Genomic DNA, 17,008 nt, shown 5'->3' with positions numbered 1-17,008 from the left:
CGCTAGACCCTCGCAACCAAGCGGCCTAGAATACGCCTCTATATAGCCTGCAATTTTGGAAACTCTGTGACTGCTACCACGCCTACATCAAATATGACGATGAATGCCAGCGCTCAACCTGCGCTTGAACAGCCGTATTTGGATCTAATGCGCACTGTGTTGGAGCATGGCGTAGACCGCGACGACCGTACCGGGGTGGGCACGCGCTCGGTGTTTGGTCATCAAATGCGATTTGATTTATCACGCGGCTTTCCACTGATAACGACGAAAAAGCTGCATTTGCGCTCTATTATCCATGAGCTCTTGTGGTTTCTGAAAGGCGATACCAATATTGCCTATTTACAGCAAAACGGGGTACGCATCTGGGACGAATGGGCGGATGAGCACGGCAATCTTGGCCCTGTTTATGGCTATCAATGGCGCAGCTGGCCCGATCCTAAAGGGGGCAGCGTCGACCAAATTGCCAACGTATTGAAGCAAATTCGTACCACACCACAGTCGCGCCGGTTGATAGTCTCTGCCTGGAATCCTGCTCAGGTTGATGAAATGAAACTGCCGCCTTGCCACTGTCTGTTTCAGTTCTATGTAGCAAACGGGCGTCTTTCCTGCCAACTTTACCAGCGCAGTGCCGATATTTTTCTTGGCGTACCGTTCAATATTGCAAGCTACGCGCTACTGTTGGCGATGGTGGCGCAGGTAACGGGGCTTGAGCCAGGGGAGTTTGTTCATACGCTGGGGGATGCACATCTCTATAGCAACCATTTTGAGCAAGCGAAAGAGCAGCTCACGCGTGAGCCGAAAGTACCGCCTCGGCTGGTGCTGAATCCTGAGGTGAATGATTTATTTGCATTTACCTTTGATGATATCCACATCGAAGCGTATGACGCCCACCCCCATATAAAAGCCAAGGTGGCGGTATGAGCCTTACCAGCAATGAATTTGAATCTTTAGTCCCTGTTGCCATGATTGTAGCAATGTCCAAAAACCGTGTTATTGGTGTGGATGGTAAGCTGCCTTGGCATCTTCCGGAAGATCTTAAATTCTTCAAACGTATGACTCAGGCGAAACCGTTGGTAATGGGGCGCAAAACGTATACCTCCATTGGTAAGCCGCTGCCGAATAGGCTTAATATAGTCGTAACGCATAATAAAGCGTTCGCACCCGATGGTGTTCGAGTCTGCCACGATTTGCCCGCCGCTTTGGCACTGGCAGACCAGCAGGCAACGATTGATGCGGCTGAAGAAATTATGGTGATGGGGGGAGGAGAGATTTACCGCCAAGCGCTACCATTCGCACAGCGGCTTTACATCACAGAAGTGGATGTTGAGGTGGAAGGTGATGCTGCGTTCCCCGAATTGGCAGCAGATGAGTGGCGGGAAGTACAGCGTGTGGCTGGAACACCTTCTGAAGGCAAGCCGGCATACGATTTTGTAGTTTATGAGCGCACTGCAGACTAAAAAAGGTCAAAGGAGAAGGTATGGCCGCCAGCGTAATGCAGTTATTAGACAGCCTGGAGTCGCGCCTTGAGCAGGCTCAAAGGGAGTTGCAAGCCCTGCGGCGGGAGAACATACAGCTAAAAGAGCAACTCATGGGTCAAGCTGTCACGCTTGATAGCGTCAACACGTCAAGCCAGGTAAGTGCGACGAGTGTGGGTGAAAATGTTACGCCGCCGTCTTCTCAATATCCGGCCGAGCAGCCTCAGCCCGTGCCAGCAAGCTCAGGTGTTGAAGCAGTAGCAAAGACGACTGAGGCGGGGGCACAGCCGCCGTCTCCTCATGCCCTTCTAAAAGAGTGGTATAAACGTTACCCGGATACCTTTTTCAAAGGCCATACGAAGCCCTTAAAAGTCGGTATTCATCAAGACCTGGCAGCGCGCGAGCCTTGGTCAGGAAAGTTGATTCGCCGCGCCTTGGCTAACTACGTGAATTTACCACGTTATTTAAAATCAGTACGTGAAGGGGCAGAACGTATTGACTTGGATGGCCAGTTGGCCGGAAAGGTAGATAAAGAAGCAGCTTTGCACGCTGCGGAAAAACGTAAAGCTAAACAGCAAGAGGGAAGAGCGCCTGCACGTGTGCCAAGCACTCCTAAAAAAGCCCCTTTAGAAGAAAGCGCTCGCTTGGAAATGACAGTCAATGCGCCTAAACTTAGTGAGCCTGCGCACGAAAATGAAAATAAAACCGAACAACCAAAGACGCTTAGCTTGGATGATAAGCTAAAAGGCCTACAGCAGAAGTATAAAGCGCACTGAGACCTGGTTGTATTAGCGAGGTTCCACAAAATTCCATATTTCGTAAAAAAACACTGTTTTTTTTATTGCGTTCGGGGGAATCCCGGTATAGAGTTTGACATGCGAGCATTGGACTATAACAAGGTTTGTTTGAGGACGTGCCACATACCACTGGGAAAAACCAGAGGATGAGAAAACGAGTACGGCCCGCAAGCCAACTGCTGAAGGCGCTAAAGCCCGGCAGCTACGATCGAAACAGTAAGCTAGTTTAAGGAACCTAAATCATGAAAAAGACACTTTTAGCGACTGCTATCATCGGCGCCCTGAGCGCCACGGCTGCCGCTCAAGCAGCTACCGTATATGACCAGGACGGCACCAAGCTGGATATCTATGGCCGTATTGGTCTGGGTGTTGAAGGTGGTGGCGCGCAGTACAACAATGATGGCGAGCGTATTAACCGTAGCGCTGAATTCGTCAACGTTGGTTCGCGTCTTGGTCTGCGCATGAGCCAAGCGATCACTAGCGACATGACCGCGTTTGGTCGTCTTGAGTGGCGCTTTAAAGCCAACAGCCGGGAAGACGCTGATAGCGGCTTTGACGAGCTGCGTCAGAGCTACTTGGGTATTCAGAGCCAGCAGTACGGTACCTTCCAAGCGGGTAACTTCGACAGCTTCTACCTGCAGTTTGTTTCCCAGCCGTTCGATGTTTACATCAACAATGGCCTGCACTTCGCTGGTAACGGCAAACAGTCACGTGGCGACTCCATTGGTTACTACACGCCTGAACTGTCTGGTTTCACTGCCTTCCTGCAGCTAAAAAACTACAGCGAGCGTGGCCTGCGTGAAGTTGGTCAGCCGGATGGCGTTGTTCTTGATCGCGGAGACGGCGTTGTCTCTGAACAAGGTAACGTTATCGCACCGCAAGGTGGTGTTCGTTATGAGAACGGCCCTGTTACGGTAGGTCTGGGTTTTGTTGAAGACGTACGTCGTGGTGGTGGTAACGGTGAAATGATGTATGGCCTAGTCGGTCAGTACGAGTTCACCGACCAGTTCTCTGCACGCTTGGGTTACGAAGGTCGTGGTAATAACAACAGCGCAAGCTATGCAAATTACATGGAGAACAACCTAACAAAAGACAATGGTTACAATACCGTTGGCTTGGGTGCTACCTATACTACAGGTCCTTGGGCATTCACGGGTGATTTCTACAACATCAACCGTGACGGCAAGGACAACAGCAAAGCCTGGTCTCTGGGTGGTTACTACAAAGTTTCCAGCGCTATGGACGTGTTCGTGGAAGTTAACGATAACGATGCCAAAGCTGGTAGTGGCAGCGACAACAGCACTCGTCGCCAGGTTGATAACCTGACTGACGATGCATACTGGCTGACAGGCGTTCGTTACTTCTTCTAAGCCTTGGTTTAATAACCTTGCTTTAAGGGTAACCTGCCTAGCAGACCTAATAGAACCGGCCTCTTGTGAGGCCGGTTTTTTTGTAGCTAACAATCAATTTCGTAGGGAGATATTAGCTCTTTAGGGTCGTTTATACGCTCGGCTTTGTTTGTGCAGCCTAAGCTTGAAGGCAGTTGTTGAGTGAGGTTTTTGAGGCAGAAGTTTTCTGTCGCGTGCATAGGGGTAAGAAAGAGTTTATTATTCCTACTTATTATTAGCGGCAGGAAGTGCCGGGTGCTGTGTATAGCCTAAAAGGCCGTGATATGATGCCCGCAAAAATATCATATAGAGAAGGTGCGGTTTAATACCTGCTAATAAATTCATTAAAGAGTGTATATGAGCTTAGTTAAAAATCAGTTATTAACAACATTTGCCGCCAGAGGGGTTGCTGCAGGCGGCACTTTTTTGCTTTCTTATGTTCTTGCTACACAGGTGAGCGTTCAAGATTTTGGCGCTTTCATGATATGTTTTTCTATTATGATTGGCTTGCAGGTCTTTGCCAGTATAGGGACGGATAGGGCAACACTAAAATTTATGGGTGTGGCACTTTCAAATAAAAGCAGGGATGAAGTGTACTGGGTTTATAAGCAAGCCTTTATTATAAACTTGGTATTTAGTGTGCTATTAGCTACCTTGCTGTGGTTTTTGGCACCCGCTGTATCCGAGTGGTTCTTCTCTGATCACGGTTTAGGGGTGGCAAGCTTGAGGGTAACGGCAGCTATTGCGCCCTTGTATACTATTATTTATCTATGTAATTTCATTTTAAAAGGGTGGGGTAAGGCCAATATTTCTTGTTTATTTGAAATAGGCTGTATTTCGATTTTGCTTAGTCTCGTGATTATAGCGTGTTCAATATTGCTAGGTGTTTCATTAAATGTTATTCATTTGGTATTAATGCTGGCGGCTGTGTTGGCTATATACCTGGTAGTGGCGCTTGGGTTGGTAGTAGGTGTTTATAAGAAAAGTAACCTTGTCTTTACAGATAAACTAACATTTTCTAGGAGTTTTTATAGTAGTCTGCCTGACTTTTTGTTAGTAGGTATTATATTTTTCTATACTCAGTGGGGATTAGGTATTGTACTTGGCCTGTTCGAGACCGAGAGTGAAGTGGCGATATTTAGTCTTGGCTTAAGAATGGCAATGGTCATTGGGTTTATTCTAACGGTGTACGATAGTATTTTAGGGCCACGGTTTTCAGGTTTGCATCATGAAAATAATATACAAGCTCTAAGTCTCTTGGCACAAAAAAGTGCTATGCAGATGTTTTGTTTTTCACTTATTCCTTCTATCTTTTTTTTAGCGTGGCCCGAGTGGGTGTTGTCTTTCTTTGGAGAAGAGTATAAGTCTGGAGGTAGTGTGCTGCGCATTTTAGTCGTGGCTCAGTTAATTAACGTAATGACAGGCTCTGTTGTTTTGTTTTTGTTAATGACCGATCATCAAAAAATAGCAAGAAATATTCTCATTTATTCGGTGCTGATAGCTGGTCTCGCTTCTGTTGTTTTAATACCGCGATTTGGTGCAGAAGGCGCCGCATATTCACTGCTTTTATGTTTAGTTATTCAGAACTTCATGTCTGTATATATTGTGTTTAAGGAGTTTGGTTTTCTAATTGTGGATTGGCGAGGTATATTGGCTTCTAACAGGCAGCAACGTTAATTTTTAAATAGGAAAGCTTTGATGATAAAGTTAGAAGAGGAATTCATCTTTCAGTTAGGCGAAGATTATAGTTTTATTAACCCATATTCGCTTGGCGTGGTATGTCAGTCACTGACCTATCAAGAGTGCCAGAAGATAAACTTTCTGGCCGATGGTATCGCTATCGTTGTCTATGCTCGATTGTTTAAAAAGAGAACCATTAAGCGCACCAGCTTTGATGATACTTCGTTGGCACCGATTGTTTTTCACCGTGCCTGCCAGAATAATCTATCTATCGCCTTGATCGGAGGGACGCAAGAAAATATCTTACAAGCTAAAAATTTGCTGGAGAACAAGTATCCCGGCATAAGGATACTGTTTGCCGAGCCGGGCTATTTTGATAATGAGGACGCCTATCAAAACTGCCTGGATATGGTGGCACCTGCTGACATTTTGATTGTTGGCATGGGGGCAGGAAAACAGGAACAAGTGTTGCTGAATGCCCGTACAAAAGGATGGCAAGGTACTGGTTTTACCTGCGGCGGATATCTGGATCAGCTAGTGCAGGCGCGTGGGGATGATTACTACCCTGAATTCATAAATAAATTTCATCTGCGTTGGCTCTATCGCCTATTGAAAGAGCCGCGTCGCCTGTCTAAGCGCTACTTTAGCGACTATCCTTATTTTTTGATCAAGTTCGGCAATAAAATTGAGTAATTTATGATACCTAAGAAAATTCATTTTTGTTGGTTTGGTGGGCGTGAAATGTCTGCGTTGTATAAACAATGCGTTGAAACATGGCGCCTTGCTATGCCTGATTTTGAAATCATAGAGTGGAACGAAAATTCTATTGATCGAAGTCATCCATTTATCGCTTTCTGCTTGGAAAAAAAGCAGTGGGCGTTTCTTTCAGATTATATGCGTATGGTGGCGTTGCGTGACCATGGAGGGGTGTACCTCGACGTAGATATTGAAGCCGTTCGCAGCTTAGAGCCTCTGTTGAAGCATGACTGTTTTTTAGGTTATGAAGATGAAGGTCGGCTCAATACCGCCGTGTTGGGAGGTGTAGCGGGCCACCATTTTTTTCAGGATGCTATTGAACTTATTGAAAGTCGTCATCGCGAAAACAAACCTTTTCTGATAGCGCCAGAAGTGGCGAATATCTGTGTAAAAAAAGATGCATCAGACATTAAGCTGTTACCCTGGCCGTGTTTTTATCCCTATAACCCCTACGCCAAGGTGCACGATAGAAAGCAGCTTATGTATAGCTATATAGAGAAGGATACTTATTTAATACACCATTGGGGTAAAGGGTGGAAGATGAGTTTTTTTGAAAGACTCAAAAGAAAGTTTTTAAATAGTTAATAAGATGCTAAAAAGACCTGCTTCCAGAAAATTAAATGCTCAGTGAGTGAGGGTGCAATGAAGGGGATTAATATTGTATTAATGTTTCTGGGAGGCTGGCTTTTTTTAAGCGGTGGAGAGATTGATGACAGAATACTAACGTTTGGGCAGCAATACAGTTTGATGCTTGCTGTATTGGCGTGTTTTGGTGCTATGGTTTTCGTTAGAGGAATCATTTTGAGTCCTAAGATGTTTCTTTTTCCATTTTTGTTTTTCTATATGTTGTTAGTTGGTGTTTTTTTTGGAGGTTCAGGAAAGGAGGTGGTCAAGGTTGCCGCTTTTAGCTTGGTTGTTGGAGTGGCAGCTTTCTCTGCTAATAAATTAACGCTGTTGGAGTTTCTTGAAACAGTGGTAGTGTCGCTTTTTTTATTACTGATAGCCAATATTGCTGTGTCTGAGTTTTTACCCCATATTGGATTAGAGGTCGGTAAGTTTGAAGGGGACTGGAAAGGCATTTACGATCAGAAAAATGCGTTGGGAAGAGTTGGAGCACTGCTGATAGTGTTTTCTATGTTGCTGATTTTTTATAGCAAAGATAGGGCAGTCCAACTGTATTCCGTTTTTGCCTTAATATCTGCTGCGATAGTTACGTTAAATGCAGGATCACGCACTGGCCTTGCCACGGGAGTGTTGGTCGCTCTAATTACATTTGCGTTCGGTTTAACGTATTATGTCTTGAGAAGCGACTATTTTTATAAGAAAACGTTTTTGGCGATTTTAGGTGCAGAAATTTCAATAGCTACATTGCTTGTAGTTATGAATACTGAAGTGGTTGATTTGTTCTCAGGGCAAGATGGAATTAGTGTTTATGGTAAGTTTTTGTCTTTGACGGGGCGCCTAACGATTTGGGAGTTTGCGCTCACTCATTTGAGTGGTATACATTTTTGGTTTGGTTATGGATTGGATGGGTTCTGGACAAGAGAGAATTTTTATTTGCTTGGTCCGATGCAAGGAATGGGCGATTTTTTCCCAGAAGATGCTCATAACGGCTATATTGATATCATTATTCAAGGTGGCCTGTTGGGAGTAGTGCTGTATGGCGTTATATTTTATCTTATTATAAAAAGCCTTGTAAGAAACGATTGTTTTGGATTCAAGGAAATGGTAGTTTGCTTCGCAATTTTGACACTTTTTTTGCTTTCAAATATAACGGAATCCTATACAACTAAATCTACTAACGTCATTAATTTTCTTTTTGTGTACATCGCAGCATTTGTTTTTATGAGCGATAGCGGCAGCAAAAAGGTTCGCATTTTCCCTTTAGACTATATTAAGAAGCATCTGAATAGGGTGGTAAATAAATGAGTGGCGAAGCCAAACGACGAAAAAAAGGGATTGTCTTCTCAGAGCGCTTCCCGCCAAAAGTCATATTTCCAGTGCTGGATATATTGATTATTTTTCTTTGCGGGGTAGGCGTCTATCTACTGAGATTTGATACCATCGCTTTGCATGAACGTTATGTTCTCGCTTTGACATGTATATCGCTAATAGTCGTAATGGTTAATAGCTCCACAGGCAGCTATAAACGTTGGCGTGTATCTTCCACAATAGACTTAATCAGTAAGTTGCTATTTGTATGGCTTGCCGTGGGGATCGTTGTTACATCAATTATATATTTTGCAGATGCATCGGAGCGTTACTCTCGATTATGGGTGGGGTTCACGATGCTGAGTTCCTTTATGCTGGCCGCAATCGCCCGGGTGCTTGTGCAGCTTGGCCTGCATAGTATTCGTCTTCGTGGAGGGGCCCGGCGGCCCATATTTTTAGTGGGCACTGGTCAAAACGTGCTTAAGGTTGCCAAGGGAATGAGAGCTGCTGCCTGGGAGGGGCACTCTATCGCAGGGGTAGAGCGCTTTCATACAATATCGCCCCCTACAGATAATCAGCTAAGAAATATATCGGATAGGATTAGCCGCTCTGGTGCTGCTGAAGTATGGATATGTGCCCCGCTAGAAATGGGGGAGACCGTACATGCCCTGTTTTATGCGCTAAGAAACCATACCGAGGATATTCGGCTAATTCCTGACTTTAAAGATATGCGCTTGTTGAATCACCGTACTAGCGAAATGGCAGGACACTTGGCAATTGACCTGAGTGTGTCGCCCATAAACGGTATGTCACGTTTTTTTAAACGTGCAGAGGACATTATATTGGGTGCGCTCATTATGCTAATGATTTTGCCTGTGTGTGCTGCTATTGCCGTGATTATTAAAATTACATCGCCGGGCCCTGTCTTGTTTAAACAGCGCAGAACTGGCTCAAGCGGTAAGGTTTTTAAAGTATATAAATTTCGCTCTATGAAAATTCATAAAGAAAAGCAAGGTGTCGTGACGCAAGCGACCAAAGGAGATAGCCGCCTTACACCGATAGGCGCCTTTCTGCGCAAAACCTCATTAGATGAATTACCGCAATTTTATAATGTGTTGCAAGGAAGGATGTCAATAGTTGGTCCACGCCCACATGCACTAGCACACAATGAATATTATAAAGAACTCGTCGAATCCTATATGCGGCGACATAAAGTAAAGCCCGGTATTACAGGCTGGGCGCAGGTCAATGGGTTAAGAGGCGAAACCGACACGCTGGAAAAAATGCAAAAGCGCGTTGAGTACGACTTATGGTATGTCGATAATTGGTCTATTTGGCTTGACCTGAAAATTATCTTTATGACGGTTTTTAAGGGATTCAAGCATAAAAATGCGTATTGATGAGATGTTGTTATGATTTTGTTAACAGGCGGTGCGGGTTATATCGGCTCTCATGTCGCAGTAGAACTGCTTAATGCTGGCGTTGAAGTGATTATTGTCGATAATCTTTGTAACAGTAAACACAGTGTTATTGAGCGAATAGAGACTATTACGCGGCGTTCGGTTCCATTTTACGAGGGTGATGTTCGCGATACTGCCTTCTTGGCTTCTGTCTTTGCTGCAAATCCAATTGATGCGGTAATTCATTGTGCAGGATTAAAAGCGGTGGGAGAAAGCGTCCGCTTGCCTTTGGCTTATTATGAGGCCAACGTCTATGGCACGATATGCTTGTGCCAGGCCATGCAACAAGCCAACGTCAAACAGCTGATTTTTAGCTCATCAGCGACGGTATATGGACCCGAGTCAGCGGTGCCTTACCTGGAGAGTATGCCAAGAGGTATCGCGACAAGCCCATATGGCGTATCCAAGGGAATGGTTGAAAAAGTACTTGAAGATTTGCACGCAAGCGACCCGGATTGGTCTGTCGTTCTGCTGCGCTATTTTAATCCTATTGGAGCGCACCCTACGGGACTCATTGGTGAGTCTCCCCAAGGGACGCCTAATAATCTGATGCCCTATATCAGCCAGGTGGCGGCGGGAGTGCTTCCAGGTGTTATGATTTTTGGTAATGACTATCCAACCCCGGACGGTACCTGCATGCGTGACTATCTGCACGTTGTCGATCTCGCCAAGGGGCACCGTGCTGCATTGCGCGTATTGGAGGCACCAAGGGTGAGTTACTACAATTTGGGTACTGGATGTGGAACCTCGGTACTCAATATGGTGCAGAGCTTTATTAAGGTAACGGGAGTTAATATTCCTTATCAATTTGCGCCCCGCCGCCAGGGCGATCTTGCTGCTTTTTGGGCCAATGTCGCTAAAGCTGAGAAGGAGCTATTCTGGCGTGCTGAAAAATCACTCGATGAGATGTTGTTAGATACATGGCGCTGGCAGCAATACGCAATGGCTAACCATACCTGAATCTAAAAGGAGCAGATTTTCGTCCGTACGACACATGGGCATGTTGTAAGTCTGCTAGCCTAAAAGCGGCACTAGACGTTTGGAAAGCACACATGCTTTTCTTGTACGGGTTTTAACTGTGGTAGCATTCGCGCTCTTTCTGCTGCCGTTTATAGCAGCGTTTATCGAAGGGTGCCTGACTTGAAGCCTGCAATGAATATGCACGCCCCCCGTGCGTCTCGCTCGTTTTCCGTGGTTCTAACGGATGCCGCTGTTTTTCTACTGGTCAGTATCGCGCTTATTATCCCCAGCGGTTACTCATTGGGCGCTGTTGTTTTAATGCTAGCGGGTATTTACTTATTGCTGCGCTGGCACCTCCCAACACTTGCTCGTGAAGACTGGCTGATTGTGGCGGTGTTATGCGCTTATGCACTAGTAGGCATGGCCGAAGCGTTATGGGATGGTCAAGGCAGTAGCGGCATCGATAAGCCTGTACGCTTTATATTGGCCGTACCTGCACTATGGTGGGTGTTACGCTACCCGCCCCATTTAAGCGTTGTGTGGGCCGGTATTGCGTTAGGAGGGATAAGCGCAGGAAGCTGGGCAGGCTGGCAAAAACTGGCCGAAGGTATTGAAAGAGCGCAAGGATTCACGCACGTTATTCAGTTCGGCAATTTAAGCATGCTGTTAGGCGTGCTCTGCCTGGCGGGGTTGGGGTGGGCGCATGTCCAGCGGCAGCACCGTATGCTATGGATAATGCTGCTCTGTGCTGGTTTTTTAGGCGGCGTACTTGGGTCGCTTTTTTCTGGTAGCCGTGGCGGCTGGGTCGGCTTCCCCGTCATTTTACTGATACTCTACCGCGCTTACGGAAGCCTCTTTGCTACCTGGATGAAGCTTGCCATCGTTGGCGTTGTTATAGCAGCGGGTCTGACTGTTTACTTGATCCCTCAAACAGGTGTTCAGGATAGGGTGCACTACACCTTTTACGATCTTAATAATTATATAAGTGGTGAGAACCGCACTAATTCGTTAGGTGCCCGCTTTGAAATGTGGCGGGGTGCCAGTCACTTAATAATGGAAAAGCCACTCACAGGCTGGGGTACGCAAGGTTACGTACAGGCAATGAAAGCACTGGGCGAGCAAGGGATTATTGAACAGCAGGTCACTCAGTATGGGCACGCGCATAATGAATTTATAGACGCGTTTGCAAAGCGAGGCATACTTGGTTTGGCCGTGCTGTTAGCGCTTTATCTAGTACCCATGCGCTTATTCGCCAAACAAATAAATGCAAAAGATTTAGCGACGCGTGCGGTTGCAACGGCGGGCGTGCTGCTACCGGTTACCTTTATGGACTTTGGATTATCTCAAGCGTTTTTAACCCACAACAGCGGCGTAATGATGTACGCATTTTTGCTGGCTGTGTTGTGGGGGATCTACGCTAATCAAACGCGGGTGACTCATCAAGCACCAGTATCTTAGTCGGGTTTCTTGCCACTATACAGAGTGTGCGTAAAAGCAGCTTGCAACGTGTAAATGAGTGCTCTGCTCGTAACGACCCATCGTCGACGCAGATGCTTTTCAATCAAGGCTTGGAGGCTTATATCGCGGGTTACACAAGCCTGCGCCTAGCCTCCCAAGCGACTTGGCTGTATTTAAAATTTTTTACATCCATGTGTCGTTTGCTAAAGAGCCTGCATGTCAAAACATTTGGCTTAAAGCGCAGGCTCATGCATAACGGTGAATCATTAAATGGGCCTTTTGCGAAGAAACTATGTCTACGAAAACTTTTTTAATAACAGGCGGTGCAGGTTTTATTGGCTCGGCGGTTGTGCGAGCACTTATCAAAAAGACCGAGCACACGGTCGTCAATATCGATGCATTAACCTATGCCGGTAATTTAGAGTCGCTAGCCGCGGTTGAAGGCAACAAGCGCTACGCTTTTGAGCAGGCCGATATTGGTGATGCATCGCGTATGGCGGCTATTTTTGAGCGCTACCAGCCGGATGTGGTGATGCACTTGGCGGCAGAGTCGCACGTGGACCGCTCTATAGATGGCCCAGCGGCGTTTATTCAAACCAACATTGTGGGCACTTACACGCTGTTGGAAGCGGCTCGTCATTACTGGAAAGGCTTGCAAACAAGCGCACCGGAAAAAGCCTCGGCGTTTCGCTTCCATCATATCTCGACCGATGAGGTGTATGGCGATTTAGAAGGCCCGGAAGACCTCTTCACCGAAGAAACGCCGTATGCGCCCAGCTCGCCCTATTCCTCCAGCAAGGCAAGCTCGGACCACCTGGTGCGTGCCTGGCACCGCACCTACGGCCTGCCGGTACTGGTAACTAACTGCTCCAATAACTACGGGCCGTACCACTTCCCTGAAAAACTGATCCCGCTGATGATTTTGAACGCCCTGGCGGGCAAACCGTTGCCGGTATATGGCAATGGCCAGCAGGTGCGTGACTGGCTGTACGTAGAAGACCACGCCCGGGCGTTGGTAAAGGTCGCGACCGAAGGCGTGGTAGGCGAAACCTACAACATCGGTGGCCATAACGAGAAGGCGAACCTTGAGGTGGTCGAAACCTTGTGTGATTTACTGCAGGAACTGGTGCCCGCTGAGCATCGTTACCGCGATTTGATCACCTTCGTACAAGACCGCCCAGGTCACGACCTGCGCTACGCGATTGATGCCAGTAAAATCGAGCGCGAACTTGGCTGGCGCCCGGAAGAAACCTTTGAAACCGGGCTGCGTAAAACCGTTCAGTGGTACCTTGATAACCGCGTATGGTGGCAGCGCGTGCAAGACGGCAGCTACCAGGGCGAGCGGTTGGGTAGTTTGTAACCCCGCCCACGGATCACTGTGACCTAAAGGACTTGGGTATGAAGATTTTCATTACTGGCGGCAATGGTCAGGTCGGGTTTGAGCTCAAGCGCCAGTTGGCAACACTGGGTAACGTGCTGGCACCCGGCAGAGCGGCGCTGGACCTTTCCGATGCTGATGCGGTTGCGGCGTACTTGGAAACGCATCAGCCTGATGTAGTGGTGAATGCGGCGGCTTATACGGCGGTGGATAACGCTGAATCCGACCAGACAATGGCTGAGCGCTTGAATGCGGCGCTGCCCGAGCAGTTGGCTGAATACTGCCAGCAGCCATCCAAATGGCTGATTCATTACTCTTCCGATTATGTATACACCGGCCAAGGCAGTGAGCCTTGGCAGGAGAGTGACACCACCGGGCCGTGCAACGTCTATGGTGCGACCAAGCTTGCCGGTGATGAGGCGGTAGCGAATAGCGGCTGCCAACACCTGATCTTTCGTACCAGTTGGGTCTACAGTGCCTTTGGCAAAAGCTTTTTAGCCACCATGTTGCGCCTGGGAGCGGAGCGTTCGGCGTTAAGCATTATTAATGACCAGATGGGCGCGCCGACGCCAGCACGTTTGATTGCGCTGGTAACGCAGCAGGCGCTAACGAGGTTGCTAAGCGAAGGTGCCACCCTGGCCAGCGGGGTGTATCATTTGGCACCGCGTGGCGAGACCAGTTGGTATGGCTTTGCCTGTGAGATTTTTAAGGCGGCAAAGCAGTGCGGTCTACCGTTGGTCATTACGCCGGACGGCGTTTCGGCTATTCCAACCACGGATTATCCGACGCCCGCTGCGCGCCCGCTGAACTCGCGGCTATCCGTTGATAAACTTGAAAAAGCGCTAGCAGTACAGCTGCCGAATTGGCAAAGCCAACTGGCACTGACAGTGGAAGAAATAGCCCGCTCGCGTTAACCGCGCAGCCATGAGCAAGGAGCAAAAAGCGATGCAACGTAAAGGCATTATTTTGGCAGGAGGCAGCGGTACACGCTTGCATCCAATTACACGCGGTGTTTCAAAGCAGCTACTGCCTATTTATGACAAGCCAATGATTTACTATCCCATTTCGGTGCTTATGTTGGCCGGGATTCGGGAAATTCTGATTATTTCTACACCTGAAGATCTTCCTCAGTACGAAAACCTGCTGGGCGATGGCAGCGCGTTTGGCGTACGGTTTGAGTACGCGGTGCAGCCAAGCCCGGATGGCCTGGCGCAAGCGTTTTTAATTGGTGAAGACTTTATTGGCGGTGCGCCGGTCTGTTTGGTGCTAGGCGATAATATCTTTCACGGGCAGCACTTTTCGGACCAGCTGAAACGGGCTTCTGAGCAGCAAAGCGGTGCCACGGTGTTTGGCTATTTAGTGAAAGACCCCGAGCGCTTTGGCGTGGTGGAGTTTAATGATGATGGTAAGGCGGTGTCCATTGAGGAGAAGCCTGCTACGCCGAAGTCGCCCTATGCGGTTACTGGCCTCTACTTCTACGATAACGATGTGGTGGACATTGCCCGCCAGGTGAAACCTTCAGAGCGCGGCGAACTGGAAATTACCAGCATCAATAACGCGTATCTTGAGCGTGGCGACCTGCGTGTTGAGCGCCTGGGGCGCGGCTTTGCATGGCTGGATACCGGCACACACGATAGCTTGCTGGAAGCCAGTCAGTACGTGCAAACCATCGAACACCGCCAAGGGCTGAAGGTAGCCTGCCTGGAAGAAATTGCCTGGCTGCAGGGGTGGCTGAGCGATACCCAACTGCGTGAAAGCGCGAATGCACTGTCTAAAACCGGCTATGGTCAGTACCTGTTGACGCGGCTGGATGCCAAGGGGAGCCTGTAATGCAGATTGAAGAGACCTCGCTGCCCGGCGTGGTAGCGTTAACGCCCAGGGTATTTGGAGACGAACGCGGCTTCTTTATGGAAAGCTTTAATCAGAAGGCGTTTGAAGAGGCCACGGGCTGCACACGTAAGTTTGTGCAGGATAACCACTCCCGTTCTTGCCAGGGCGTATTGCGTGGCATTCATTATCAGTTAGAGCAGCCACAGGGCAAGTTGGTACGCGTGGTGCAGGGCTCTGTGTGGGATGTGGCGGTCGATTTGCGTAAACACTCAGCTCACTTCGGCCAGTGGGTAGGCGTTGAGCTTTCTGCTGAGAACAGCCGCCAGCTGTGGGTGCCAGAAGGCTTTGGTCATGCGTTTGTGGTGCTGTCTAAAACGGCGGACTTTCTCTACAAAACCACCGACTTTTACCACCCTGAATCCGAGCGATGTATCCGTTATGATGACCCGGATCTGAACATTCAGTGGCCAGAGCTACCGGTACCCTTTGCGCTATCTGAAAAAGATCAAGCGGGAAGGGCGTTTAAAGCTGCAGAGGTTTATAAGTACCTATACAAAAGAAATCCGATATTCTCTGCCATAGCCTGACAACACCTTCTGCACATGATGTCTTAGGGAGTGGAAGCTTTCATAAGCCGTTAGTGGCAACCACTCATACTTTACCTTGCGCCAGAGAATCTCGATTAGGTTCAACTCTGGCGAATAGGAGGAAAGGTAGATCACATAAACCCGCTGATTCAGCCACTCCAGTCGCTTGCGCTGAAACAGGGCCGAGCGATGAACACTAGCGTTGTCCATCACCACAATGGCAAAGGTATCCGGCGATTTGCAGGTAATAAAGTGATCAAAGGCGTCGATAACAACCTCGGTAGTGACTGTGTCAGTTGTCGAATGGTAAATCAGCTTGCCTTGGCGACTCAGAAAGCCCAGTACATTCAAACGCTGACTGCGTGAGTAAGCGGGCATCTTTCGAGGATATCCGACGGGACTCCAGGCGTAAGGCAAGACCGACGACTGGGAAAAGCCAGACTCATCGAAGTAGTACAGGTCAGCTTCGCCTCGAGCTTCCCAGCGCTGAAGCTCGGCCAGTAGGCCTTGGGTATTACGAAAGTCCGTCTCGTCACGTCGTTCCTTAAGAGATCGCCGCGCTCGTTTGAAGCTATACCCCAGTTTTTTTTAATGCTCGCTTGATCGTCATGGTGCTAGAACATTTTCCCGTTTCCTGCTGGAGTTGTGCCTGGATCGCTTTCAGCTGGTGAGGCTGTTCTTCTATAAGCGCCCGTAACCGTTCCCGCTCCTCGTCGCTGTAGATAGAAGGACGACCAGTACGAGGCTTATCACTGAGTCCTTCGAGTCCATGTGCTTCCCAAGCATCGAACCAGAGCGAGACCGTCTCTCGTGTGACAGACAGGATCTTGCAAATCTGGTTAATGGTGTGACCTTGATGGCTCAACACGATGGCATGGGCACGGCGACGCAAGGCTGGCTTTTTTCCATGTGTGTAGGTAGCTATTAGCGCCTGAAGATCAGTGTCGGACAGAGGTAGTACAAAGCGGAACGTCATGCTCATCGTCCTGGTTCAATTGTCAGGATTATAAGCATAGCGGAAAATTTATGTTCGGCTACTTAGCAAGCCGCAGTAGATGGACTCTATTTATGTGGTGTTACGCGTAAAACCACTCTGGCGATCAGAGTGGTTTTTTTTAAATTTAATTATTTTTTTATTACTCATTTGAACTTCAATAGTCCATTAGGCGATTACATTAACCCCACTTGAGGATAAATATAAAATGAATAGGCTCGCAAATAGTCTCAAGAGTAGAGCCAGGCCGACTAATCCCTTACAATGCCCGAGCACTTAAATAGCATTGATTATCAAATTTTATCCGCACAGC

16 protein-coding genes are annotated in these 17,008 nt (G+C 47.9%); 15 read left to right on the top strand and 1 reads right to left on the bottom strand.

Annotated elements, in window-relative coordinates; genetic code table 11:
* The first annotated feature begins 93 nt into the window (after nt 1-93).
* The 15 genes from ACT3RU_RS14915 (at nt 94) to rfbC (ending at nt 15,701) form a co-directional block, all read left to right on the top strand.
* Nucleotides 94-921 (top strand): thymidylate synthase, encoded by an 828-nt coding sequence (locus ACT3RU_RS14915; RefSeq protein ID WP_483392835.1) that lies wholly within the window; start codon nt 94-96, stop codon nt 919-921.
* Entirely contained in the window at nt 918-1,457 is a 540-nt protein-coding gene (locus tag ACT3RU_RS14910; RefSeq protein ID WP_483392818.1) for a dihydrofolate reductase, read from the top strand. Before ACT3RU_RS14915 ends, ACT3RU_RS14910 begins: the two co-directional genes overlap by 4 nt.
* Before the next feature lie 20 nt (nt 1,458-1,477).
* On the top strand, nt 1,478-2,251 hold the full coding sequence (locus ACT3RU_RS14905) for a ProQ/FINO family protein (protein ID WP_483392817.1): 774 nt from the start codon (nt 1,478-1,480) through the stop codon (nt 2,249-2,251).
* A 263-nt stretch (nt 2,252-2,514) separates the two neighbouring features.
* A complete protein-coding gene (locus ACT3RU_RS14900; protein ID WP_483392816.1) occupies nt 2,515-3,642 on the top strand; it encodes a porin in 1,128 nt (375 codons plus the stop codon).
* Between the two features lie 375 nt (nt 3,643-4,017).
* Entirely contained in the window at nt 4,018-5,337 is a 1,320-nt protein-coding gene (locus ACT3RU_RS14895) for an oligosaccharide flippase family protein (RefSeq protein ID WP_483392815.1), read from the top strand.
* A gap of 21 nt (nt 5,338-5,358) precedes the next feature.
* Nucleotides 5,359-6,033: a WecB/TagA/CpsF family glycosyltransferase gene (locus ACT3RU_RS14890; RefSeq protein ID WP_483392814.1), complete on the top strand. Its 675-nt coding sequence runs from the start codon at nt 5,359-5,361 to the stop codon at nt 6,031-6,033.
* A 3-nt stretch (nt 6,034-6,036) separates the two neighbouring features.
* Nucleotides 6,037-6,681 (top strand): glycosyltransferase family 32 protein, encoded by a 645-nt coding sequence (locus ACT3RU_RS14885; RefSeq protein WP_483392813.1) that lies wholly within the window; start codon nt 6,037-6,039, stop codon nt 6,679-6,681.
* 57 nt (nt 6,682-6,738) lie between these two features.
* Nucleotides 6,739-8,025: an O-antigen ligase family protein gene (locus ACT3RU_RS14880; protein ID WP_483392812.1), complete on the top strand. Its 1,287-nt coding sequence runs from the start codon at nt 6,739-6,741 to the stop codon at nt 8,023-8,025.
* A complete protein-coding gene (locus tag ACT3RU_RS14875) occupies nt 8,022-9,428 on the top strand; it encodes an undecaprenyl-phosphate glucose phosphotransferase (RefSeq protein ID WP_483392811.1) in 1,407 nt (468 codons plus the stop codon). The genes ACT3RU_RS14880 and ACT3RU_RS14875 overlap by 4 nt, the downstream gene beginning before the upstream one ends.
* A gap of 12 nt (nt 9,429-9,440) precedes the next feature.
* The gene (galE, locus tag ACT3RU_RS14870; protein ID WP_483392810.1) at nt 9,441-10,448 is read left to right on the top strand and encodes a UDP-glucose 4-epimerase GalE; all 1,008 of its coding nucleotides are present in this window, start codon (nt 9,441-9,443) and stop codon (nt 10,446-10,448) included.
* A gap of 192 nt (nt 10,449-10,640) precedes the next feature.
* Entirely contained in the window at nt 10,641-11,906 is a 1,266-nt protein-coding gene (locus ACT3RU_RS14865; protein ID WP_483392809.1) for an O-antigen ligase family protein, read from the top strand.
* Between the two features lie 292 nt (nt 11,907-12,198).
* Entirely contained in the window at nt 12,199-13,266 is a 1,068-nt protein-coding gene (rfbB, locus tag ACT3RU_RS14860) for a dTDP-glucose 4,6-dehydratase (RefSeq protein ID WP_483392808.1), read from the top strand.
* A 38-nt stretch (nt 13,267-13,304) separates the two neighbouring features.
* On the top strand, nt 13,305-14,198 hold the full coding sequence (gene rfbD / locus ACT3RU_RS14855) for a dTDP-4-dehydrorhamnose reductase (protein ID WP_483392807.1): 894 nt from the start codon (nt 13,305-13,307) through the stop codon (nt 14,196-14,198).
* A gap of 31 nt (nt 14,199-14,229) precedes the next feature.
* The gene (gene rfbA, locus ACT3RU_RS14850; RefSeq protein ID WP_483392806.1) at nt 14,230-15,114 is read left to right on the top strand and encodes a glucose-1-phosphate thymidylyltransferase RfbA; all 885 of its coding nucleotides are present in this window, start codon (nt 14,230-14,232) and stop codon (nt 15,112-15,114) included.
* Nucleotides 15,114-15,701 carry a dTDP-4-dehydrorhamnose 3,5-epimerase gene (gene rfbC / locus ACT3RU_RS14845; RefSeq protein ID WP_483392805.1) on the top strand — a complete coding sequence of 196 codons (588 nt, stop codon included), beginning with the start codon at nt 15,114-15,116 and terminating at the stop codon, nt 15,699-15,701. Before rfbA ends, rfbC begins: the two co-directional genes overlap by 1 nt.
* Here rfbC and ACT3RU_RS14840 read toward each other — a convergent pair.
* Nucleotides 15,663-16,677, bottom strand: a protein-coding gene (locus tag ACT3RU_RS14840; RefSeq protein ID WP_192528708.1) for an IS630 family transposase whose coding sequence is annotated in 2 segments (ribosomal slippage) — nt 15,663-16,280 and nt 16,282-16,677 — 1,014 coding nt in all. Because the reading frame shifts where the segments join, the coding sequence is not laid out codon by codon here. The two genes, rfbC and ACT3RU_RS14840, sit on opposite strands and share 39 nt — an antisense overlap.
* Nucleotides 16,678-17,008: the final 331 nt, after the last annotated feature.

This window comes from Halomonas sp. TP35, from assembly GCF_052375975.1.
In the GTDB taxonomy this organism is placed as follows: Bacteria; Pseudomonadota; Gammaproteobacteria; order Pseudomonadales; family Halomonadaceae; genus Vreelandella; species Vreelandella citrativorans.
This window is presented reverse-complemented; position numbering and strand designations above follow the sequence as displayed.